General features: G+C 61.5%; 18 protein-coding genes. 13 read left to right on the plus strand and 5 right to left on the minus strand.

Translation table 11 applies throughout. The features are described from left to right. Positions 1–13: 13 nt before the first annotated feature. A complete protein-coding gene (locus F2P45_RS26660; RefSeq protein WP_223164836.1) occupies positions 14–910 on the plus strand; it encodes a LysR family transcriptional regulator in 897 nt (298 codons plus the stop codon). Positions 911–935: 25 nt separating this feature from the next. Here the strand turns inward: F2P45_RS26660 and F2P45_RS26665 are convergent, their stop codons facing one another. Continuing rightward, positions 936–2,498, minus strand: coding sequence for a methyl-accepting chemotaxis protein (locus F2P45_RS26665; RefSeq protein ID WP_166881245.1), 1,563 nt, complete (start codon positions 2,496–2,498; stop codon positions 936–938). Positions 2,499–2,646: 148 nt separating this feature from the next. Continuing rightward, entirely contained in the window at positions 2,647–3,102 is a 456-nt protein-coding gene (locus tag F2P45_RS26670) for an Lrp/AsnC ligand binding domain-containing protein (RefSeq protein WP_126073517.1), read from the minus strand. A 215-nt stretch (positions 3,103–3,317) separates the two neighbouring features. Between F2P45_RS26670 and putA the strand changes: the two genes are divergently transcribed. Together putA and ald are read left to right on the plus strand one after the other, a co-directional pair. Continuing rightward, positions 3,318–6,965: a trifunctional transcriptional regulator/proline dehydrogenase/L-glutamate gamma-semialdehyde dehydrogenase gene (gene putA, locus F2P45_RS26675; RefSeq protein WP_166881246.1), complete on the plus strand. Its 3,648-nt coding sequence runs from the start codon at positions 3,318–3,320 to the stop codon at positions 6,963–6,965. 35 nt (positions 6,966–7,000) lie between these two features. Then, positions 7,001–8,116 carry an alanine dehydrogenase gene (ald, locus tag F2P45_RS26680; protein ID WP_166881247.1) on the plus strand — a complete coding sequence of 372 codons (1,116 nt, stop codon included), beginning with the start codon at positions 7,001–7,003 and terminating at the stop codon, positions 8,114–8,116. On the opposite strand, the gene F2P45_RS26685 is transcribed toward ald, so the two are convergent. Next, positions 8,086–8,931 (minus strand): 5'-methylthioadenosine/adenosylhomocysteine nucleosidase, encoded by an 846-nt coding sequence (locus F2P45_RS26685; RefSeq protein ID WP_229505320.1) that lies wholly within the window; start codon positions 8,929–8,931, stop codon positions 8,086–8,088. The genes ald and F2P45_RS26685 overlap by 31 nt on opposite strands. 942 nt (positions 8,932–9,873) lie before the next feature. On the opposite strand from F2P45_RS26685, the gene F2P45_RS26695 reads away from it, so the two are divergent. The 10 genes from F2P45_RS26695 to F2P45_RS26740 all read left to right on the plus strand — a co-directional run bounded on the left by F2P45_RS26695 (position 9,874) and on the right by F2P45_RS26740 (position 19,321). Next, a complete protein-coding gene (locus F2P45_RS26695; RefSeq protein WP_166881249.1) occupies positions 9,874–10,911 on the plus strand; it encodes an NAD(P)H-dependent flavin oxidoreductase in 1,038 nt (345 codons plus the stop codon). 34 nt (positions 10,912–10,945) lie between these two features. Next, positions 10,946–12,580 (plus strand): GMC family oxidoreductase, encoded by a 1,635-nt coding sequence (locus F2P45_RS26700; protein ID WP_166881250.1) that lies wholly within the window; start codon positions 10,946–10,948, stop codon positions 12,578–12,580. 162 nt (positions 12,581–12,742) lie between these two features. Then, positions 12,743–13,513 (plus strand): ABC transporter ATP-binding protein, encoded by a 771-nt coding sequence (locus F2P45_RS26705; RefSeq protein ID WP_166881251.1) that lies wholly within the window; start codon positions 12,743–12,745, stop codon positions 13,511–13,513. Continuing rightward, on the plus strand, positions 13,513–14,220 hold the full coding sequence (locus F2P45_RS26710; RefSeq protein ID WP_166881252.1) for an ABC transporter ATP-binding protein: 708 nt from the start codon (positions 13,513–13,515) through the stop codon (positions 14,218–14,220). The genes F2P45_RS26705 and F2P45_RS26710 overlap by 1 nt, the downstream gene beginning before the upstream one ends. A gap of 54 nt (positions 14,221–14,274) precedes the next feature. Further along, positions 14,275–15,480, plus strand: coding sequence for an ABC transporter substrate-binding protein (locus F2P45_RS26715; RefSeq protein ID WP_166881253.1), 1,206 nt, complete (start codon positions 14,275–14,277; stop codon positions 15,478–15,480). Positions 15,481–15,600: 120 nt separating this feature from the next. Beyond that, on the plus strand, positions 15,601–16,485 hold the full coding sequence (locus F2P45_RS26720; RefSeq protein WP_166881254.1) for a branched-chain amino acid ABC transporter permease: 885 nt from the start codon (positions 15,601–15,603) through the stop codon (positions 16,483–16,485). Between the two features lie 30 nt (positions 16,486–16,515). Then, on the plus strand, positions 16,516–17,499 hold the full coding sequence (locus F2P45_RS26725) for a branched-chain amino acid ABC transporter permease (protein WP_166881255.1): 984 nt from the start codon (positions 16,516–16,518) through the stop codon (positions 17,497–17,499). Positions 17,500–17,577: 78 nt separating this feature from the next. Further along, positions 17,578–18,420, plus strand: coding sequence for an alpha/beta fold hydrolase (locus tag F2P45_RS26730; RefSeq protein ID WP_166881256.1), 843 nt, complete (start codon positions 17,578–17,580; stop codon positions 18,418–18,420). Positions 18,421–18,460: 40 nt separating this feature from the next. After that, on the plus strand, positions 18,461–18,877 hold the full coding sequence (locus F2P45_RS26735; RefSeq protein WP_166881257.1) for a MarR family winged helix-turn-helix transcriptional regulator: 417 nt from the start codon (positions 18,461–18,463) through the stop codon (positions 18,875–18,877). A 45-nt stretch (positions 18,878–18,922) separates the two neighbouring features. Further along, positions 18,923–19,321, plus strand: coding sequence for a tautomerase family protein (locus tag F2P45_RS26740; RefSeq protein ID WP_166881258.1), 399 nt, complete (start codon positions 18,923–18,925; stop codon positions 19,319–19,321). Here F2P45_RS26740 and F2P45_RS26745 read toward each other — a convergent pair. Together F2P45_RS26745 and F2P45_RS26750 are read right to left on the minus strand one after the other, a co-directional pair. After that, entirely contained in the window at positions 19,318–20,253 is a 936-nt protein-coding gene (locus F2P45_RS26745; RefSeq protein ID WP_166881259.1) for a helix-turn-helix domain-containing protein, read from the minus strand. The genes F2P45_RS26740 and F2P45_RS26745 overlap by 4 nt on opposite strands. 48 nt (positions 20,254–20,301) lie before the next feature. Next, positions 20,302–21,777 (minus strand): mannitol dehydrogenase family protein, encoded by a 1,476-nt coding sequence (locus F2P45_RS26750; protein WP_229505321.1) that lies wholly within the window; start codon positions 21,775–21,777, stop codon positions 20,302–20,304. Positions 21,778–21,780: the final 3 nt, after the last annotated feature.

Here is a 21,780-nt window from a genome sequence, read left to right on the forward strand (position 1 = left end):
AGGGAGGACTGTCTTGATCGGAACTTTGACGCTGGACCAGCTGCGGGTCCTGGTAACGATTGCGGATACGGGCAGCTTCTCCGCCGCGGGCAGGCAACTGGGGCGCGTGCAGTCCGCCATCAGCCAGGCAGTCGCCACGCTGGAAGAAGTGCAGGGCGTGCTGCTGTTCGACCGCGGCGGTCACCGGCCGCGCCTGACTGACACCGGACGCGTCCTTGTCGAGCAGGCGCGCCTGGTCCTGGCGAGCGCCGGCCGTTTCCAGGCAATAGCGATGAGCACGCACGCCGGCCTGGAACCCGAACTCGTCATAGCGATCGACCCGCTGGTGCCGACCGCGCCCTTGATCGACAGCTTGCGCGCGTTGGAGGAACGCTTTCCCGATCTTCCAGTGAGCTTCTCGACAGAAGGGCTGGGAGGCTCCTTGCGGCGCCTGCGCAGCGGTTCGGCGGCCCTCGGCATCTGCCTGCTGCTTCCCGCCGTTCCCGATGACGTCGCCGCCTATCCCTTGCTTAACATCGGCATGCAGCCCGTGGTCGCGCCCGGGCATCGACTCGCCTCGCTCGGACGTCCCGCAACGCAAAGCGACCTGGAGCCGCATGTGCAGCTGGTGCTGTCGGATCCTGTCGACCCCGCCGGCGGAGATTATGGGCTGTCGAGCGCCAGGCGATGGCGCTTCGTCGATCTTGGCCGGCGGCTGGACTTCCTGATGGCGGGATTCGGCTGGTGCCGCATGCCCGCGCATCTGATCGCCGGGCCGATCGCAGCCGGGCAGCTGCAAGCGTTTCAGATCATCGACGACCCGACGCCGCGCGAAGGACTGACGATCCATGCGGCGCATATGCGCAACCGCGCACTCGGGCCTGCCGGACGCTGGCTGCTGGAACAACTGAGGGAACGATTATCGGCCTGATGCGATCCGCGGCGGCCGTCCGGCGCTATGTGGCCGCCGAGCGGTATCCGATGCGAAACCCGCCCCAGTGCTTGCCGTCGACATAAATCGGCGCCGACAGGTCGTGCATCACTTCCCCCGTGTCGCGCTTGTACGTCTGCAGCAAAAACGCCTTGGTATTCGCGCCGCAGCGCGACCCCGTCCGGTCGTTGAAAATGCGCTTGGTGCGGTTGTTCACGATATCCACATCGTAATCCCCGGTCAGCGGCTGCGAAAACTTCTTGTTGTGGGTCGGAAAATAGCCCTTGGTATCGACCGCGCCCGCATACGCCAGTTGCGGCATGCTTGCCAACAGCGCTTCCTGCAAGGCCGGCAGCACCTGATCGGTAAAGCCGTCGAAACGCGTGCTGTGCTTGGGCGGATCGGTATTCGGAATCGGCTTGTACCGGCGGTCGAACAGCGCGTCATGGCTGATCTGGCCCGACTTGATCGCCGCGCTGAACAGCTTGCCGATCTGGTCGGCCGCCTGCTGCGCTGCAATCCGGATCGGATCGTGCGCGGTCGTCAGCGACGATTCGCCCATCGCCCCGGCAATCGATTCGGCCTTCTCGGCCAGCGCCATGGCCGACCCGGTCGCGCGCGGCAATTCGGCATTGGTCGAGAGCATGCTGTCGCGGATCTCGGACAGCGCCCCGCTAATGCCGCGCGTGGTCTGCACATGGGTCTGCGCGGCACCGGCAATCTGCCCGATTTCCGCTTCCGACAGGCTTGAGGAACGTTCGATATTGCCCAGGAAACCGTGCACCCGCTCCACATTGCCGGCCGCCTCGCTGACCACGCTCGCCAGCGACGCCATGCCGATGCTGGCCGTTGCCGCCTGCTCATTGATCGCGCGCACCATCATGCTGATTTCGCCGGCGGCCTCGCGGGTGCGATGCGCCAGCTGGCGCACTTCACCGGCCACCACCGCAAAGCCGCGCCCGTGCTCGCCGGCGCGCGCCGCTTCGATGGCGGCATTGAGCGCCAGCAGATTGGTCCTGGCCGAAATTTCGGTAATGACGTCGGTAAAGCCGGTGATGGCCTTGGATTTTTCTTGCAGCGCGCTCATGGTGCTGGCGGCCTGCTGGGCGTCCACGCGGGCGCTGCTGATACGTTTGAGCCCTTCGGCCACCTCAGCCCGTCCGGCCACGCTTTCGCTGCGCACGTCGGCCGCCACTTTGGCGGCGCGTCCGGCGTTGATGGCGATCTGTTCGGTGGTGCGGGCCACGTCTTCGGCGCTGGCAACGATGCCGACGGCGGTTTTCACGTCTTTTTCGATCTTCTTCTTCACCGAATCGACAAAATACGCCGTTTCGGCGGCGCCGATCATGATGTCGTCGATGGAGTGGCCGACAACGGCGATGAACTTCGCGCTATCGTCGCCATTGCCGTTCCTTTGCAGGAGGAGGAACAGACCGAGGCTGGTCGCGCCCGACAGCGCGGCGGCCAGTAGCGGTCCCAGCGCGGGTCCGGCGGCCAGGCCGATCAGGTAAACCACAAGCACACCACCAGCGGCAGCGCCGCAACAGGCGAGCACGCGCCGCCCTGTCCTGGATTGAAGTTGCTTCATGTGTCCCCTCGGCCGGTCGAATCGCCAGGAGATCCTCAGTAGGGATCGCTTCCTTGGTATTCGTTACTCATAACCTACAGCATAAGCCTGGGAAGCTCAATGCATTTGAGACACAATGTATCCAAACTAAAACATTTCTGCGGAGTGCTTATTTGATCGGCAGTTTGGTGGTATTTTTCACTTCTTCCATGACGGCGTAGGTATGGGTTTCGCGCACGCCTTTCTGGAGCAGGGTTTTGCCCAGGAATTCGCGGTAGGCGGCCATGTCCTTGACGCGGGCCTTGACCAGGTAGTCGAAACCGCCCGCCACCATATGGCATTCGAGCACTTCGGGGATCAGCTGGACGCTGTTTTTGAAGGCATCGAAGACTTCCGGGGTGGTGCGGTCGAGCACTACCTCGATGAAGACGAGCAGGGAAACGTCGAGCAACTGGGGATTGAGCTGGGCCGTGTAGCCCATGATATAGCCCGATTCGTGCAATTTGCGCACGCGCTCGAGGCAGGCGGCAGGCGACAGGTTCACCCGCGCCGCGAGTTCCACGTTGCTGATCCGGCCGTCGCTTTGTAGTTCCGACAGAATTTTCTTGCTAATCTTGTCCAGCATTGAGATCTCCGCAATAAATTTTATTTGGTGAAATTGTCTCACCAAAAACTATCTATTGCTAGTCTTCTGTAATACCAGAATTAATCCAGAAGAATTCACTCTACAATCGAATCATCTTTTCGCGTACGCCGCAACATCGTTTCCTTAACGGAAAGCAATGTTGACGTGCGCGGAATCGTCATTCCGATTCGTTTAATCCAAGTAAAGAGTCCTCAATGCAAACTGCCGCTGCTTCGGCCATCCCCTTCGTTCCCTTCTCTGCGCTCCAGGCTGAAATCAAGCCGGAGCAGACGCCCTTGCGCGCCGCCATCACCGCCGCTTACCGGCGTGATGAAGCCGAGGCCGTCGCCTGGCTGCTGGGGCAGGGCAACGTAGCCCATCCGGATGCGCACGCGCTGGCGCACAAGCTGGTCTCGGCGGTACGCGAAAAACGCACGCGCTCGTCCGGCGTGGATGCGCTGATGCATGAATTCTCGCTGTCTTCCGAAGAAGGTGTCGCACTGATGTGTTTGGCCGAAGCGCTGCTGCGCATTCCCGACAGCCAGACCGCCGACCGCCTGATCGCCGACAAGATCAGCAAGGGCGACTGGCGCAAGCACCTGGGCGAATCGCCCTCGCTGTTCGTGAACGCCGCGACCTGGGGTTTGTTGATTACCGGCAAGCTGGTCGGCACCAGCAGCGAAACCGGGCTCGGCTCGGCGCTGACGAAACTGATCGGCAAGGGCGGCGAGCCGCTGATCCGCAAGGGCGTGGACCTGGCGATGCGCATGCTGGGCAACCAGTTCGTGACCGGCCAGACCATCGGCGAAGCGATCAAGAACAGCCGCGACAATGAACAGCGCGGCTACCGCTATTCCTACGACATGCTGGGCGAAGCGGCCCTGACCGAAGCCGATGCGAAGAACTATTACGCCTCGTACGAAACGGCGATCCATGCGATCGGCAAAGCATCTGCCGGACGCGGCATCAAGGATGGGCCGGGCATTTCGGTCAAGCTGTCGGCCCTGCATCCGCGTTACAGCCGGGCCCAGCATGCGCGCATGATGAGCGAATTGCTGCCGCGCGTGAAAAGCCTGGTATTGCTGGCCAAGCAATACAACATCGGCATCAATATCGATGCGGAAGAAGCCGACCGCCTGGAAATCTCGCTCGACATGATGGAAGCGATGGCGTTCGACCCCGACCTGGCCGGCTTCGAGGGCATCGGTTTCGTGGTGCAGGCCTACCAGAAGCGCTGCCCGTTCGTGATCGATTACCTGATCGACCTGGCGCAGCGCAGCGGCCGCAAATTCATGGTGCGCCTGGTCAAGGGCGCGTATTGGGATGCCGAAATCAAGCGTGCGCAAGTCGACGGCATGCCCGGTTATCCGGTCTATACGCGCAAGGTATATACCGACGTGTCCTACCTGACCTGTGCCAAAAAACTGTTGAAAGCAAGCAGTCTGCTGTATCCGCAATTCGCCACCCATAATGCGCACAGCCTGTCGGTGATCTATACCTGGGCACAGCAGGACGGCATCAAGGATTATGAATTCCAGTGCCTGCACGGCATGGGCGAAACCTTGTACGACCAGGTCGTCGGCAAGGACAATCTGGACAAGCCGTGCCGCATTTACGCGCCGGTCGGTTCGCACGAAACGCTGCTGGCCTACCTGGTGCGCCGCCTGCTGGAAAACGGCGCCAATTCGTCCTTCGTCAATCAGATCGTCGACGAAAAAGTGAAAATCGAATCGCTCATCGCCGACCCGTTCGAGGCATCGCGCGCGCAGGGCGGCGCGCCCCATCCGGGCATCGCTTTGCCGCTTGCCTTGTTCAATGCGGAACGCAAGAATTCGGCCGGCCTCGATCTGTCCAATGAGGACGTGCTGCGCGCTATCGGCACCGCATTGGCGCAGCCGCGCAATTACCACGCCGCGCCATTGATCGACGGCCCCGTGGTGGCGGGCACACCGGCGTCGATCCGCAATCCGGCGCTGCACCTTGATGTCGTCGGCAAAGTCAGCGACGCCAGCGCGGCCGATGTGGAAACGGCGCTGCACAGCGCCAGCAATTACGCCATGGACTGGCAAACCACCGGACCGACGGCGCGTGCCGCGATGCTCGCGCGCGTGGCCGATCTGTTTGAAGAAAACTATGCGGAACTGATGGCGCTGGCCATTCGCGAAGCCGGCAAATCGCTGCCGAACGCGATCGCCGAAATCCGCGAAGCGATCGATTTCCTGCGCTATTACGCGGCCCAGGTGCATGGCACCCAGCATGTGCTGGCACTCGGTCCGGTCACCTGTATCAGCCCGTGGAATTTCCCGCTTGCGATCTTTACCGGCCAGGTGGCGGCGGCGCTTGCCGCCGGCAACGTGGTGCTGGCAAAACCGGCGGAACAAACGCCGCTGATCGCGTATCGCGCGGTGCAGTTGTTCCATGAAGCGGGCATTCCGGCCGCGGCCCTGCAATTCCTGCCCGGCCGCGGCGAAGTCGTTGGCGCCGGTCTGACCGCCGATGCGCGCGTCAAAGGCGTCATTTTCACCGGCTCCACCGAAGTCGCGCAATTGATCAACCGCACCCTGGCGGCGCGCTCGGTAAAAGAATCGTGCGATATTGCGCTGATCGCCGAAACCGGCGGCCAGAATGCCCTGATCGTCGATTCCTCGGCCTTGCCGGAACAGGTAGTACAGGATGTGATGACGTCGGCGTTCGACAGCGCCGGCCAGCGTTGTTCCGCCTTGCGCGTCCTGTTCCTGCAGCAGGAAATCGCCGATAAAACCATCAAGATGCTCAAGGGCGCAATGCAGGAATTGCGCGTGGGCGTACCCGATCGCCTGGCGACCGATATCGGCCCGGTGATCGATGCGGAAGCGCAGCAAAACCTGCTCAAACATATCGAGCGCATGAAGTCCACCGCGAAAAACCACTTTGCGCTGGAAGTGCCGGCGGCGGTGGCGTCGCAAGGCACTTTTGTCGCGCCGACCGTGCTCGAAATCGGCTCGCTGGCGGAACTGACGCACGAAGTATTTGGCCCGGTACTGCACATCATCCGCTATCGCCGCGACGATTTGCCAAAACTGATCGAGTCGATCAATGCCACCGGTTTCGGCCTGACCCTGGGCGTCCATTCGCGCATCGATGAAACGATTGATTTCATCACCTCGCGCGCCCATGTCGGCAATATCTACGTGAACCGCAATATCGTCGGCGCCGTGGTCGGCGTGCAGCCGTTCGGCGGCGAAGGCCAGTCCGGCACCGGTCCGAAAGCCGGCGGTCCGCTCTACCTCAAGCGCCTGCAGCGCGCCGCGCCGCCGCTGCTGCAACATGATCGCCAGGGCACGCCGGGGCTGGACGCCTTGCTGGTCTGGGCCAAAACCCACGGCCACGAGCACGTTGTCAGCCTGGCCGAAGAGTACATGCGCACCACCCTGGCCGGCACCAGCCTGATCCTGCCCGGCCCGACCGGCGAGCGCAACGGCTTGTCGTTCGCCCCGCGCGGCGCCATTTTGTGTGCGGCGGCAACGCCTGGCGTGTTGCTCAATCAACTGGCAGCATGCCTGGCGACAGGCAACCAGGCGATTGTGCTGGCGCGTGCGAAAGAAGTGATTCCCGAAGGCTTGCCGCCGGAAGTCACGGACCGCATTACCTTTGTAAAAGGGGCCGATACGGCGGAATGCCATTTCCAGATTGCCCTGGTGGAAGCGTCGCTGACGGCCGAATTGTGGCCCGTGCTGGCAAGCCGCCAGGGAGCGATTGTCGGCGTGATCGATACCTCGGAAGAAGGTGCGATTGCGCTGTGGCGCATGGTGGCCGAGCGCGCACTGTGCGTCAATACCACTGCGGCTGGCGGAAACGCAAGCCTGATGACCTTAGGTCTGTAATGATGCAGGAATAAATTTACCCCTTGGAGGATGACATGATCGTAGGCGTTCCAAAAGAGATCAAGAATCACGAATACCGGGTCGGCTTGACGCCGCCGAGCGTGCGCGAATTGAGCTCGCGCGGGCACCAGGTACTGGTTCAGAAAAATGCGGGCGCCGAGATCGGCTTATCCGACGAGCAGTATGTGGCCGCCGGTGCGAGCATCGTCGACGACGCGACAACCATTTTCGCGCGCGCCGACATGATCGTCAAAGTCAAGGAGCCGCAGGCGGTTGAATGCGCGATGCTGCGCGACGGCCAGATTCTGTACACCTATCTGCATCTGGCCCCGGATCCGGAGCAAACGGCGGCGCTGGTCAAATCGGGCGCCGTATGCATCGCGTACGAAACCATTACCGGCGCCGGCGGCGGTTTGCCGCTGCTCGCTCCCATGAGCGAAGTGGCGGGGCGCATGGCGATCCAGGCCGGCGCGGCGCATCTGGAAAAATCCAAAGGCGGCATGGGATTGCTGCTCGGCGGCGTGCCCGGCGTTGCGGCCGGCCATGTGGTCATTATCGGCGCCGGCGTGGTCGGTACCAATGCGCTGCAAATGGCGATTGGCACGGGGGCGCGGGTGACGGTGCTCGATAAGAGCATCGACCGTTTGCGCCAGCTCGACCTGGTATTCGGCAACCGCATTTCGACCCAGTATTCGAATGCGCATGCGATCGAAGAAGCGGTGCTGTCGGCCGACCTGGTCATCGGCGGCGTGCTGGTACCGGGCGCCGCCGCGCCCAAGCTGGTCACGCGCGCCATGATTGCGAAAATGAAGGCGGGCGCGGTGGTGGTCGATGTGGCGATCGACCAGGGCGGCTGTTTTGAAACCTCGCATGCGACCACGCACGCCGATCCGACCTATATCGTCGACGGCGTGGTGCATTACTGCGTGGCGAACATGCCGGGCGCGGTGGCGCGCACCTCGACCTTTGCCTTGAATAACGCGACCATCGGCCACGCCGTGGCGCTGGCCGAAAAGGGCTGGAAAAAAGCCCTGGGCGACGACGTTCATCTGAAAAACGGCCTGAATGTCTGCAACGGCAAAGTCACTTACGCGGCCATTGCCCAGGCACTCGGGTACGACTACACGCCGGCCGATTCCCTGCTGGCTTGAACCCGGCCGCGTTTCAGCTCGGCGCAGAAACGCGTGACGATATGAAAAGCATAACGGGAGGCGACTGATTTCACGAAACGCATGAAATCGGTCGCCGCCTCTTCATTCGCGTTATCCGAAATCGTCCGGATCACCGCAAACGGAATGCCCAGCTCGAAACACACCTGGGCCACTGCCGCTCCTTCCATTTCCACCGCCAGCAAACCAGGCAGCGCACCGTTCAGCTGCGCCAGGTGCGCGCGTTTGCTGATGAACTGATCGCCGCTGGCGATCAGCCCGCGATGCACCCGTGGCCGTTCCAGGCCGAATTCGGCGCGTTCCGCCTCGTCGATCACCGTTTCAAAATCCCTGTCCAGGAAATCGAGGGCCGCACTGGCGGCGCGCTGGCTCATCTGCAAGTCGGACTGGAAGTGCGACAAACCGGTCAGCGGCACCTCGAAGCGGGGAAACAGGGGACTGGCATCGATGTCGTACTGGACCAGCGATTCGGCCACCACGATGTCGCCCACCTTCACGCCCGCATCGCCGGCGCCGGCAACGCCGGTGAACAGGATGTGGGTAACTCCGTACTTTTCCACAAGCGTTGTCGCGGTCATGGCGGCGGCAACCTTGCCAATCCGCGACAGGACGCACACAGCGTCGATGCCGGCGACTTGTCCTGATGCGTAGGTGCGCATGCCATGGATGAGCGTGGCGGGGCCTTGCATGCCTTCCACGAGCCCTTCCTGTTCTTCGTGCAAGGCGCTAATGATGCCTAAACGTATATTTTTTCCTGAATTCATGCTTTGTAGAACCTTTTTTTGGTGAACGTGCATGTGGGTAAGTCCGGAGTTTTCCACAAGGATAAACCGTTCTGCGTGCACTGCAAGCTTCGCAAGGCGCGCAGGAGGCCGCCAGCGTCGATTTCTGCAGACAGTCCCGGCTTGCGGTCCACTGGCGCGCTCGTGGCCGTGGCGGTGCCTCCAGGGGCTTCCCAGTGCATTGGCGGTTCCGGGTTTTTGCCTGGATCAACTTGTAAACGCTTGTTTTTCCGGGTTTTTGGCTTTTGGAGGATGTTGCTGTGGATGACTTCGAGGTTATGCACTGCTTTGCCGGGGTTTAGGGTTTTATATAAGTAGTATGTATACAAATTTAGTAGTGATAGTAAACGGCCGTTTTTGTGTGGATAAGTCCGCTTTTATCAACAGGATCAAGCGTTTACGCGTCGAAAAAGTCGCTGGAAAACGCCTGTACTTTCAAAGGATGACTGTTGGACAAAAATTTGCCTGTGTACAAAGTCGACGGTTTTGCACATCTCATCCTGTGGATATCCATCGACTTATCCACATGTCCTGCCTTTCAGAGAAGCCGTTCGCGGCATTTTTTTCGTCTTCAACAAAGTGACTCGCACGTTTTTGTGGCCGATTCTTTTTTTTGGGAAACCTTGAGTTTTTGTTCAGCAAAGAAAATTTTTTTGGCTTTTTGGCCTTTGGCGTTGTTGACTTCGTTTTTCAAAGGTCTTGATGGTTTACCTAAAAAGGTTAAATATAGATTTAGTAGTAGTTGTTAACAGGTGCGTTTTTCTGTGGATAATGGCAAAAATGCGCTAGAAATCATGAGCTTGCGAGAGGTATAAGTCGGTGATCAGCTCTGTATCCGGCTGGTACCAATCTGGGACAAATTTTGGCCTGTGAATAAAGTCGCGTTTATCCACAAACGGTGCCTGTGGATATCAATAGGCTTATCCACAGGTCGTTTCGAACCTTGACGGAGGTGGTATGGATCTGCACGCGTTGTTTAAGTTTCCAATTTTGCAAGGACCGATGGCCGGCGGTGCCAGCCGGGCCGAGTTGGTGGCCGCTGTATCGAATGCCGGCGGCCTCGGTTGCATGGCCGGATCGTTGTTGTCGCCCGCAGCGCTGCGCGACGAGGCCGGCCGGATCAGGTCGATGACCGATCAGCCCTTCCTGATAAATTTTTTTGTGCTCCAGACACCGTCGCCGACGCTGGACGAGGTCGGTGCCGCCGTTGAACTGCTGCGCCCGGTCTGGGAAAGCCTCGGCTGGGACAACTTGCCGGTGCCGAAACAGTGGTGCCAGGACTTCGATGCCCAGTTCGAGACCTTGATCGAACTGCGTCCGGCGGCTGCCAGTTTTACTTTCGGCATCCTGACCCCCATCCAGGTCGAGCGTTTGCACGATGCCGGCATCCATGTCATCGGCACGGTCACCACGATCGATGAAGCGCTGGCCTGGGAAAATGTGGGCGCCGATGCCGTGATCGCATCGGGAATCGAGTCCGGCGGCCATCGCGGCACCTTTCTTGGACCGCAAGAGGACGCCACCCTGGGCGGAAAGGAACTCTGGCCCCAGGTGGCCGCAGCCGTCAAGATTCCTGTCATTGCCGCCGGCGGCATCATGACCGGGGTCGACATTACCGAAGCGCTGGCGCTGGGTGCCCAGGCCGTGCAAATGGGCAGCGCCTTCATCGTGACCGACGAGTCCGGCATTCATCCGGCCTACAAACAGCGGCTGATCGAAGCGCGCGACACGCCGACCCGCCTGACGCGCGCCTTCAGCGGCCGTTACGCGCGCGGCCTGGAAAACACCTTCATGCGCAAGATGGAAAGTGTTGAGAAGCAAGTTCCAGCGTATCCTGTCCAAAACGCACTGACCACGGGCATCCGCGCAGCTGCTGCCGAACGGGGCGACACCGAACTGATGTCGCTCTGGGCGGGCGCCGACATCCGCCGGGCGCGGCCGATGCCGGTCGCCAAACTGATGCAAATGCTGGTGGCCGAGATGCGTACTATCTAAATATAACCAGAAGAACAGAGACGAGGAGCTGCATTTGGAATCGGCAGGAGAATACGACTACATCATCATCGGCGGCGGCACCGCCGGCTGCGTACTGGCCAACCGCCTGACCCGGCGCCGCGACATCAACGTGCTGCTGATCGAAGCGGGCGGACGCGACGACTATGTCTGGATTCACATTCCGGTCGGCTATTTGCACTGCATCGGCAATCCGCGCACCGACTGGCTGTATAAAACCGAAGCGGATGCCGGCCTGAACGGCCGCTCGCTGATTTATCCGCGCGGCAAAGTGCTCGGTGGCAGCTCCTCGATCAATGGCATGATCTACATGCGCGGACAGTCGCAGGATTACGAGCGCTGGGCCGAACTGACCGGCGACGCTGGCTGGGCCTGGGACAAGGTATTGCCACTTTTCAAAAAGAGCGAGGATTACCACGGCGGCGCCAGCGAACTGCACGGCAGCGGCGGCGAGTGGCGCGTCGAGAAGCAGCGCCTCTCCTGGGAATTGCTCGATGCATTCCGCGATGCCGCCGAACAGACCGGCATCCGCAAAATTGACGATTTCAACGGCGGCGACAATGACGGTTGCAACTATTTCGACGTCAACCAGAAGCGCGGCATTCGCTGGAACACCGCCAAAGCCTTCCTCAAGCCGGCCGCCAAACGTCCCAACCTGACCATCATGACCGGTTGTCACGTGGAACGTTTGATCATCGAAAACACAGAACACGGCAAAGTCTGCCGCGGCGTTCAATTTTCCGGCGGCGGCACGGCTTTTAGCGCCACCGCCGTGCTCGAGACCGTGCTGACCGCCGGCGCGGTCGGCTCACCGCAGATTTTGCAACTGTCCGGGATCGGCCCGGCGGCGGTGCTGCGCGACGCCGGCGTGACGGTGCAGGTCGACTCTCCCGGGGTTGGGGGTAACTTGCAGGATCATTTGCAGCTGCGCATGATCTACAAAGTCAGCAATGCGCGCACCTTGAACACCACGGCGGCCAGCTGGTTCGGCAAGATGAAAATCGGCATCGAATACGCGATGTTCCAGAGCGGGCCGATGTCGATGGCGCCATCGCAACTGGGCGCGTTCGCCCGCTCCGATCCGGGCCAGGCCACGCCGGATTTGCAGTATCACGTGCAGCCTTTGTCGCTGGAGAAATTCGGCGACCCTTTGCACCCGTTTCCGGCGTTCACGGCGAGCGTGTGCAACCTGCGGCCCACCTCGCGCGGGCATGTGCGCATTGCGTCCGCCGATTCCTACGCCGCGCCGAAAATCACGCCGAATTACCTGAGCACGGAGCAAGACCGCAAAACCGCGGCGGCGGCCTTGAGCCTGACGCGCAAGATCGTGGCCGCGCCAGCCCTGGCGCGCTATGCGCCGCAGGAATTCACACCGGGCATGTCGTTCCAGACGGAAGAAGAACTGGCCGCCGCCGCCGGCCAGATCGGCACCACGATTTTCCACCCGGTCGGCACTTGCAAGATGGGCCGGGCAGGGGACCCGCTGGCCGTGGTCGATAGTGAACTGCGCGTGAACGGCGTGCAAAAACTGCGCGTGGTCGATGCCTCGGTAATGCCGTTAATCACCTCCGGCAATACCAACAGTCCGACCATCATGATCGCGGAACGGGCGTCCGAGCTGATTGCGCAGGCGGCCAAGCGGGCGTCTTAGCCAGACCTCAAAACTGCCGCAAAGTTGCACTTCCATGTCGCTTGCCTGATAGGCATCAGGGCTGGCAGCATGGTAGTTATACTGTATTGTGAGCAAAATCCAATCTGTGTATAGTCGAACAAAAAAGTTTTCAAAGCGGTATGAAAATAAACCGGAGACACAATGACAGATGTCATATTGGAAACAAGAGCCCTGACCAAAGAGTTCAAGGGCTTTACCGCAGTCAATGATGTTAACCTTGCCGTCCAGCGTGGACACATCCACGCGCTGATCGGTCCCAACGGCGCCGGCAAGACCACCTGTTTCAATCTGCTGACCAAATTCCTGGTGCCCACCTCGGGCAAGATTTTGTTCAACGGAAAAGATATCACCGATGCGCGCCCGGCGCAGATCGCCCGCATGGGCATCATCCGCTCATTCCAGATTTCGGCCGTGTTTCCGCACCTGACAGTGCTGCAGAATGTGCGGATCGGCCTGCAGCGCGAGCTGGGGACCTCCTTTCATTTCTGGCGCAGCGAAAAGTCGCTCTCGAGCCTGGACGACCGCGCCATGGAATTGCTGGCCGAGGTCGACCTGACCGAGTTCGCCGATACCGTGACGGTCGACATGCCCTACGGCCGCAAGCGCGCGCTCGAAATCGCCACCACCCTGGCCATGAAGCCCGAGCTGATGCTGCTCGACGAGCCGACCCAGGGCATGGGCCACGAAGATGTGCACCGGGTCACCGAGCTGATCAAAAAAGTCTCGGCCGGCCGCACCATCCTGATGGTGGAACACAATATGAATGTGGTATCCGGCATCTGCGACAAGATTACCGTCTTGCAGCGCGGCGCCTTGCTGGCCGAGGGCAGTTACGCCGAAGTCTCGACCAATGCGCAGGTGATGGAAGCCTATATGGGCACCACCAGCGCCGAGCTCGAAGGAGCGCATTGATGACCGCCGCGCTCGAAATTTCGCATCTGCAAGCCTGGTACGGCGAATCGCACATTCTCCACAACGTCAATTTGCGGGTCGAGAAGGGCGAAGTCGTGACCCTGCTGGGCCGCAACGGCGCCGGCCGCACCACGACATTGCGCGCCATCATGGGCCTGACCGGAGCGCGCACCGGCTCGATCAAGGTCAACGGAGTCGAGTCGATCGGCATGCCGACGCACAAGATCGCCCACCTGGGCATCGGCTATTGCCCGGAAGAGCGGGGCATCTTTTCGTCGCTCTCGACCGAAGAAAACCTGATGCTGCCGCCGCAGCTCGCCGGTGGCGATGCCGGCATGTCGGTGGCCGAGATCTACGAGATGTTCCCGAATTTGCTGGAACGAAAAAACAGCCAGGGCACGCGCCTGTCCGGCGGCGAGCAGCAGATGCTGGCGGTGGCGCGCATCTTGCGCACCGGCGCGCGCCTCTTGCTGCTCGATGAAATTTCCGAAGGCCTGGCGCCGGTGATCGTGCAAGGTCTGGCGCGCATGATTACCACGCTCAAGGCCAAGGGCTACACCATCGTCATGGTGGAACAGAATTTCCGCTTCGCCGCACCGTTGGCGGACCGGTTTTACGTGGTGGAGCACGGTCAGATCGTGGAAACCTTTGCTTCGTCGGAACTGAGCGCCAAGATGCCGATTCTGACGGAACTGCTGGGCGTATAGCAGGATAGCGACAGCCCAAAGCAAGACCATACCAATACCCTAAATGGAGACAATATGAAACGTAACATCATTGCTTTAGCAGCCAGCGTCGCATGCCTCGGGTTCGCCTTGCCGGCGCACGCGCAGATATCGAACGACACCATCAAGATCGGCATGCTGACCGACGTGTCCGGCGTGTATGCCGACGTCGATGGCGCCGGCGGCGCGGAAGCGGTCAAGATGGCGATCGCCGACCTGGGCGGCAACATCAACGGCAAGAAAATCGAATTCGTTTTCGCCGACCACCAGAACAAGGCCGACATCGCCGCCAGCAAGGCGCGCGAATGGTTCGACCAGCAGGGTGTCGACATGCTGATCGGCGGCACCAATTCGGGCGCCAACCTGGCCATGGCCAAGATTGCGGCCGAGAAGAAAAAAGTCTTCATCTCGATCGGCGCCGGCACGGCCCGCCTGACCAATGAAGAATGCTCGCCGTTCACCGTGCATTACGCCTACGACACGGTGGCCCTGGCACGTGGAACGGGCGGCGCGATTGTGAAGCAGGGCGGCAAGTCCTGGTATTTCCTGACCGCCGATTACGCCTTCGGCCAATCGCTCGAAAAAGACACGACCGACGTGGTCAAGGCCGCTGGCGGCACGGTGGCGGGCACCTCCAAGCATCCGCTGTCGGCCTCGGATTTTTCGTCCTTTCTGCTGAAGGCGCAAGGCTCGAAGGCGCAGATTCTGGGTCTGGCCAATGCCGGCGGCGACATGATCAACGCGGTCAAGGCGGCCAACGAGTTTGGTGTCGGCAAGTCGATGAAGCTGGCCGGTTTGCTGGTGTTCATCAACGATATTCACACCCTGGGCTTGAACATGACCCAGGGCATGTATCTGACCGATGGCTGGTACTGGGATCAAAGCCCGGAAAGCCGGGCCTGGTCGAAGCGCTATTTCGCCAAGATGAAGAAATCGCCGTCCATGCTGCAGGCCGCCGATTACTCGGCCGCGACGACCTACCTGAACACGGTCAAGGCGCTCGGGACCGACGACAGCGAGAAGGTCATGGCGCAGTTGAAGAAGACCAAGATCAACGACATGTTCACCAAGGGCGGCGAAATTCGTCCGGACGGCCGCATGGTGCACGACATGTATCTGATGGAAGTGAAGAAGCAGGCGGAATCGAAGTATCCGTGGGATTACTACAAGGTCGTCGCGACCATTCCTGGCGCGCAGGCGTATACGACCAAGGCGGAGACCAAGTGCGCGTTGTGGAAGTAAGTTGAGCGGGTTTTCGCTCGGTCGCTAAGCCATTAGCGCCGTTGTTCCCACCAGCCTCGTCGTTCCCGCCTGCGCGGGAACGACGGATCGTCCCCAGTCCCTTTTATGAACTGAGATGCCATGGAAATATTCGGCGTTCCCCTGCAGGCGATGGTCAGCCAGCTCTTGCTCGGCCTGGTCAACGGCTCCTTCTACGCCATGCTCTCGCTTGGCCTGGCCGTCATCTTCGGCCTGCTTAATGTCATCAACTTTTCCCACGGCGCCCTGTACATGATGGGCGCTTTTGCCGCCTACATCGGCGTCACCACCTTCGGCCTGAGCTACTGGACCATGCTGGCGCTGGCACCCTTGCTGGTCGGCGTGTTCGGCATCATCATCGAAAAATCGATGCTGCGCTGGCTCTACAAGCTCGACCATCTGTACGGCTTGCTGCTGACCTTCGGCATCACCTTGCTGCTCGAAGGCGTGTTCCGCTCTTTCTTCGGCAACTCCGGCCAGTCGGTCAGCGTGCCGGAACTGCTCCAGGGCCGGACCGACCTCGGCTTCATGGAATTGCCCAACTACCGTCTGTGGGTCGTGTTCGCCTCGTTATCAGTTTGCCTGGCAACCTGGTTCGTCATCGAAAAGACCAAGCTCGGCGCCTACCTGCGGGCCGGGACCGAAAACCCGAAACTGGTCGAAGCCTTCGGCATCAACGTGCCGCTGATGGTCACGCTCACCTACGGCTTCGGCGTCGCCCTGGCCGGCTTTGCCGGGGTGCTGGCGGCGCCGATCGTCAACGTCACACCACTGATGGGCTCGAACCTGATCATCGTCGTGTTCGCCGTTGTGGTGATCGGCGGCATGGGCTCGATCATGGGGTCCATCCTCACCGGCCTCGGCCTCGGCGTGATCGAGGGCCTGACCCGCGTCTTCTATCCGGAAGGCTCGGAAGTGGTGGTGTTCGTGGTCATGGTCATCGTGCTGCTGCTCCGTCCCGCCGGCTTGTTCGGCAAAGAGAAGTAAAAGACAAGTAAACGAGAACTGGAGCCATTGATGAACAAGAACATCGCTTACGGCGTCGCGCTGGTCATTGCGCTGGCGGCGCCTTTTGTCGGCTATCCCGTGTTCCTGATGAAGTTGCTGTGCTTCGGGCTGTTCGCCTGCGCCTTCAACTTGCTGATCGGTTACACGGGCCTGCTGTCCTTCGGCCATGCCGCTTTCTTCGGCGCGGCCGGCTACGTGACCGGCCACGCCCTGACCGTGCTCGGCTTGCCGACCGAAGCCGGCATCGTGCTGGGCGTGGCGGCCAGCGCGCTGGTCGGCCTGGTCATGGGCATGGTGGCGATTCGCCGCCAGGGCATCTACTTTTCCATGATCACCCTGGCGCTGGCGCAAATGGTGTACTTCGCCGCACTGCGCGCACCCTTCACGCACGGCGAGGATGGCTTGCAGGGCGTTCCACGTGGCAAGCTGTTCGGCGTGATCGACCTCGGCAACGACCTGACCCTGTACTTCGTGGTGCTGGCCATTGCCGTGGCGGGCTTCGCCATCATCGTGCGCACCGTGCATTCGCCCTTCGGCCAGGTACTCAAGGCCATCAAGGAAAACGAGCCGCGCGCCATGTCGCTGGGCTACGACGTCGACAAGTACAAGCTGCTCGCCTTCGTGCTGTCGGCGGCGCTGGCGGGGCTGGCCGGCGCCACCAAGACGCTGGTGCTGGGCTTCGAGACGCTGACCGACGTGCACTGGACCATGTCGGGCCTGGTGATCCTGATGACCCTGGTGGGCGGCATGGGCACGCTGTCGGGACCGATCATCGGCGCCTTCATCATCATCACCCTGGAAAACAAGCTGGGCGATATCGGCACCTTCCTGGCGACGCATACCGGCGTGGAATGGTTCAACACCTTGGGCGAATCGGTCGGCATGGTGACCGGGCTGATCTTCATCCTGTGTGTGCTGCTGTTCCGGCGCGGCATCGTCGGCGAAATCGGTGCGGCGCTGGCGGCCTCCGGCGTTCGTAAAAAATCCGTATGATTGCTTAAAATGCACGGTTGCCGCGCAAGCCGGGTCGCATGACCCGGCTTTTTTTATCCCATTTTTTGCGGAGGAACGATGGAACAAACACTTGCCGTCAACGGTATTGCGATGCACGTCGTGAGCGAAGGCGAGGGGCCGCCCGTGCTCTTGCTGCATGGATTTCCGGATACGCATGCGGTGTGGCGCTTGCAGATCGATGCGCTGGTGGCCGCCGGCTACCGCGTCATCGCGCCCGACCTGCGCGGCTATGGCCGGACCGAAGCACCTGGCAACGAAGATGCTTACAGCATGGATGCGCTGCGCGCCGACGTGGTGGGTTTGCTCGATGCGCTCGGCATCGAGCGCGTGCTGCTGGCCGGCCACGACTGGGGCTCGGTGGTCGGCTGGAACGTGTGCATGCATGCGCCGGAGCGCGTGGAACGCTTCGTGGCGCTGTCGGTAGGCCATCCGGCCGCCTATACCGAGGGCGGGCCGTTGCAGCTGCTCAAAGGCTATTACGTGCTGGTATTCCAGCTGCGCGGCATTGCCGAATCGATGATCAAGGCGTTCGACTGGCATTCGCTGCGCGGCCTGGCCAGCACGCCAGCCCAGTTTGAAGAATGGCGTACGCACCTCGACCGTCCCGGCCGCCTGACCGCCGCCCTGAACTACTACCGCGCCAACCTGAAAATGTTCAACGCAAGCACCTGGCCGACCGTCAATGTGCCGGTGCTGGGCGTGTGGAGCTCGGGCGACGTGGCCTTGACCGAAGCGCAGATGCGCGGCTCTGAAAAATATGTCGGCGACAGCTTCGAGTATCAACGCATCGAAAAAGCGGGTCACTGGCTTCAGCTGGAAGCAGCCGGAGAGGTAAATGCCTTGCTACTCAAGTTTTTCCAGGAACAGCCTCAAAATGCTTCACGTGAAACAATGTCGTAAATTGGTTGCATAGCGAACTATCATCGGCTACAGTGGATGCATGTTTGATCACTGCCTCTATTTCAACACCACTGCGCTGGCCCGGGTTCTCGAGCGCGAATGGACGCGCGCGTTCAAGCCGTTCGGATTAACGCCGTCGCAGGCGTTCATGCTGCGCGCGATCCTGGTTCGGCCGGGCTTGCTGCAAAGCGAACTGGCCAGGGAACTGGTGATCAGCCGCCCGACCGCCACGCGCTCGCTCGACGGCTTGCAGAAGCTGGCGCTGATCGACCGCCGCGCCACCGGCGGCGATGGGCGTGAATGCGCGGTGTTTCCCGAACTGGCCGCGCGCGCCATGCATGACGATCTCGACGCAGCGAGCGGGGCCGTCACCGCGCGCCTGAAACAGCTTCTGGAACCGGAACAGTTCGCCGCCATCGTCGGTTCGCTCAAGCAGGCGCGCGCGGCAGTAGTGTGATATTTTTTACCCAAGTAGTTGCATAGCTAACCAATGGAGATCCACATGCCCATCATCAATGTCAAAGTCAGTGCCGTGAAATCCCCCGCCATGATCCGCCAGATTGCCGACCTGGTGCAGGACAAGACCGTTGGCATCCTGAGGAAGAAGAAGGAGCTCATTTCCATCGCCATCGATTTTGTCGATCCGGACTGCTGGATCGTCGCTGGCGAGTCCTTGAGCGCGCAAGGCAAGCACAGCGTCTACGTGGACGTGAAGGTGACCGACGAAACCAACACCAAGGATGAAAAGGCGGCCTATATCGCCGAGGTATTCGCGGGCTTCGGCGCGCTGCTCGGCGAGCTGCATGAGGAAAGCTACATCTACGTCGACGACGTGCGCGCAGCGGCGTACGGCTATGGCGGGCGGACGCAGGAGTACCGTTACCAGCATCCGGCCGGCTAGCCGTCCGCCTCCCTGGCGGCACCGGCGCCGAAACGTCCGCCCGCCTGGCGCCGGAACTCCTTGGGCGTCACGCCCTTGATCTGCAGGAAGCGGCGGTTGAAATTGGCCACATTCTGGAAACCGACGTCGTAGCAGACATTGGTGACATAGTGGTCGGTGTTCATCAGCAACTGGCACGCCTTGTTGACGCGCAGCCGGGTCACGAAGTCGGTGAAACTGTTTCCCGTGGTCTTGCGGAAGAAGCGCGAGAATTTGCTCAGCGACATGCCCAGCTGATCCGCCACTGCCTCGGCCGAGATCGGGTCGCGATAGTTGTCGGTGATGTAGCTCAGGACCGCGTTGACCTTGGCCAGTGTTCCCTCGTCGTCATACGAACGCATGGTGGCGCTCGACAGCAGCCGGTATTTGTTGTTGCGCGCCAGCCGGCACATGAAGTTGACGAAGTAGCCGAAACGCTCGGCGCCGCCGCTGCCGCGAATGCGCAGGAAATCCTGTTCGGCCTCGGCGCCGATGTCGAGGAATTCGATGCCGTAGATCGAGCGCTCCAGCAGGGGCAGCAATTCGCGCAGCTCGGGGATCAGCCGCGCGGCCTGCTCCAGCGGCTCGTGGGCGAACTGCAGGATCATGTCGCGCAGCAGGACGCCTTCGTCCGGCACGCTGCTCGATATCCAGTTGTGCGGCAGGCGCGGCCCGGTCAGCACCAGGTGGCCGGGCGAGAATTCGCCGATGTAGTCGCCCACGAACAGCTTGCCGCTGGTCGAGACGATCAGGTGCAGCTCGTACTCGTCGTGGCAGTGCCAGCGCACGCGCGGGCTGGGGTAGCCATGCTCGATGTAATGGACGATGCCGTCGTAGTTTTCGCGTTCCAGCTCGGGCGGCTTGAGCTGGAAGCGCTGCGCTTCCACGTGGCGCATCTGAGGCAAAGTGGTCATGGTGCGTGCTCCCCGTTTTTCATCCCCGTTGATCATTCCCATCGTCGTTCACTTTGCGCTTGCCAGCAAGTGGGTCAGCGCGCCACGCGCACCATCCCGGTACAGCCGCGCCAGCGCATCGGCCACCGCGTCGACGAAGCGCGGCGCTTCGCTCAACTCGCCGAACAGTTCGCGCAGCGACAGCAGCGCGCCCGGGTCGGCGCCGCCGCGCAAGGCCAGCTCGCGCAACTGCGCGGCCAGCGGGTCGATCAGCGCCAGCGGGCGGCCCTGTTCATCGCTGCCGTTCAGATAGCGGAACCAGCACGCCACGGTGAAGCTGAGCAGGGCGATCGGACCGCCGCGTCCGAGCTGGTCGCGCACCGACGGCAGGACGAACTTGGGCATCCGCGCCGAACCGTCGGTACCGATCCGCAAAAGCTGGTCGCCGACGGCCGGATTGGCGAAGCGCTCGATCAGGGTGCGCTTGTAGTCGGCCAGGTCGATGCCGTCCACCGCGGGCAGCAGCGGCGTGACCTCGATGTCCATCATGCTGGAAAACAGCTGGCCGATATCGGCATCGGCCATCGCTTCGTGCGCGTACGCGTAACCGAGCAGCATGCCGATGTAGCACAGCGACTGGTGGCCGGCGTTGAGCAGGCGCAGCTTCATTTTTTCGTAGGGCAGCACATCGTCCGTCATGTGCGCGCCGACCAGCTCCCAGGCCGGACGGCCACCCGGAAAATGGTCTTCGATCACCCAGCTCTTGAACGGCTCGGCCATCACCGGCCAGGCGTCGATCAGCCTGAATTGTTCGCGCACCAGCAGGCGATGTTCGTCGGTGGTGGCCGGCGTGATGCGGTCGACCATGCTGTTCGGGAAGGCGCAGTGCTCGGCCAGCCATGCGCTCAAAGCGGGATCGCGCAGCCTTGTGAAGGCCAGCAGCATCGCGCGGGCCACGTCGCCATTGCTTTGCAGGTTATCGCAGGACATGACCGTGAACGGCGCCAGTCCGCGTTCGCGGCGCCGCGCCAGCGCCTCGGCCAGGTAGCCGAAGCAGCAGCGCGGCGCGTGCGGGTGGGCCAGGTCGTGCACGATGTCGGGATGGCCGGCGTCGAAGCTGCCGTCGCCCTGGTTGACGTAGTAGCCGCCTTCGGTGATGGTGAGCGAGACGATGCGGGTGCCGGGATCTGCCAGCTTTTCCAGCACCGCCTGCGGATCGTCCGGCGCGTACATAAACTCCAGCAGCGCGCCGACCACGCGCGCCGTGTCGCCCTGCGCGCTGCGCTCGACCAGGGTGTACAGGCAATCCTGGGCCAGCATGGCGTCGCGCATCGCCGCATCAATCGGCAGCAGGCCCACGCCGCAGTAACCCCATTCGGCGTGGCCGGGCAGGCGCAGCAGGTCGTCGAGATACAGCGCCTGGTGCGAGCGGAAAAATCCGCCGACGCCAATGTGCACGATGCTGCGCGCGGGCGCGCTGCGCTCGTAGCCGGGTCCGGGGATGGTTGACGGCAGATGCGCCAGCGCTGCCCTGTTCAATGCCATCGC

The sequence above is a fragment of the Massilia mucilaginosa genome (assembly GCF_011682145.1).
Taxonomy (GTDB): Bacteria; Pseudomonadota; Gammaproteobacteria; order Burkholderiales; family Burkholderiaceae_D; genus Telluria_A; species Telluria_A mucilaginosa.

What these genes read in the sequence shown, in the direction of transcription:
- F2P45_RS26685 (WP_229505320.1), bottom strand. Translation starts at nt 8,931, where the DNA reads ATGCACGTTCACCAAAAAAAGGTTCTACAAAGCATGAATTCAGGAAAA.
- F2P45_RS26735 (WP_166881257.1), top strand. Translation starts at nt 18,461, where the DNA reads ATGTTTGATCACTGCCTCTATTTCAACACCACTGCGCTGGCCCGGGTT.
- F2P45_RS26710 (WP_166881252.1), top strand. Translation starts at nt 13,513, where the DNA reads ATGACCGCCGCGCTCGAAATTTCGCATCTGCAAGCCTGGTACGGCGAA.
- F2P45_RS26670 (WP_126073517.1), bottom strand. Translation starts at nt 3,102, where the DNA reads ATGCTGGACAAGATTAGCAAGAAAATTCTGTCGGAACTACAAAGCGAC.
- F2P45_RS26750 (WP_229505321.1), bottom strand. Translation starts at nt 21,777, where the DNA reads ATGGCATTGAACAGGGCAGCGCTGGCGCATCTGCCGTCAACCATCCCC.
- F2P45_RS26745 (WP_166881259.1), bottom strand. Translation starts at nt 20,253, where the DNA reads ATGACCACTTTGCCTCAGATGCGCCACGTGGAAGCGCAGCGCTTCCAG.
- F2P45_RS26730 (WP_166881256.1), top strand. Translation starts at nt 17,578, where the DNA reads ATGGAACAAACACTTGCCGTCAACGGTATTGCGATGCACGTCGTGAGC.
- F2P45_RS26740 (WP_166881258.1), top strand. Translation starts at nt 18,923, where the DNA reads ATGCCCATCATCAATGTCAAAGTCAGTGCCGTGAAATCCCCCGCCATG.
- F2P45_RS26665 (WP_166881245.1), bottom strand. Translation starts at nt 2,498, where the DNA reads ATGAAGCAACTTCAATCCAGGACAGGGCGGCGCGTGCTCGCCTGTTGC.
- ald (WP_166881247.1), top strand. Translation starts at nt 7,001, where the DNA reads ATGATCGTAGGCGTTCCAAAAGAGATCAAGAATCACGAATACCGGGTC.
- F2P45_RS26720 (WP_166881254.1), top strand. Translation starts at nt 15,601, where the DNA reads ATGGAAATATTCGGCGTTCCCCTGCAGGCGATGGTCAGCCAGCTCTTG.
- F2P45_RS26695 (WP_166881249.1), top strand. Translation starts at nt 9,874, where the DNA reads ATGGATCTGCACGCGTTGTTTAAGTTTCCAATTTTGCAAGGACCGATG.
- F2P45_RS26725 (WP_166881255.1), top strand. Translation starts at nt 16,516, where the DNA reads ATGAACAAGAACATCGCTTACGGCGTCGCGCTGGTCATTGCGCTGGCG.
- putA (WP_166881246.1), top strand. Translation starts at nt 3,318, where the DNA reads ATGCAAACTGCCGCTGCTTCGGCCATCCCCTTCGTTCCCTTCTCTGCG.
- F2P45_RS26715 (WP_166881253.1), top strand. Translation starts at nt 14,275, where the DNA reads ATGAAACGTAACATCATTGCTTTAGCAGCCAGCGTCGCATGCCTCGGG.
- F2P45_RS26705 (WP_166881251.1), top strand. Translation starts at nt 12,743, where the DNA reads ATGACAGATGTCATATTGGAAACAAGAGCCCTGACCAAAGAGTTCAAG.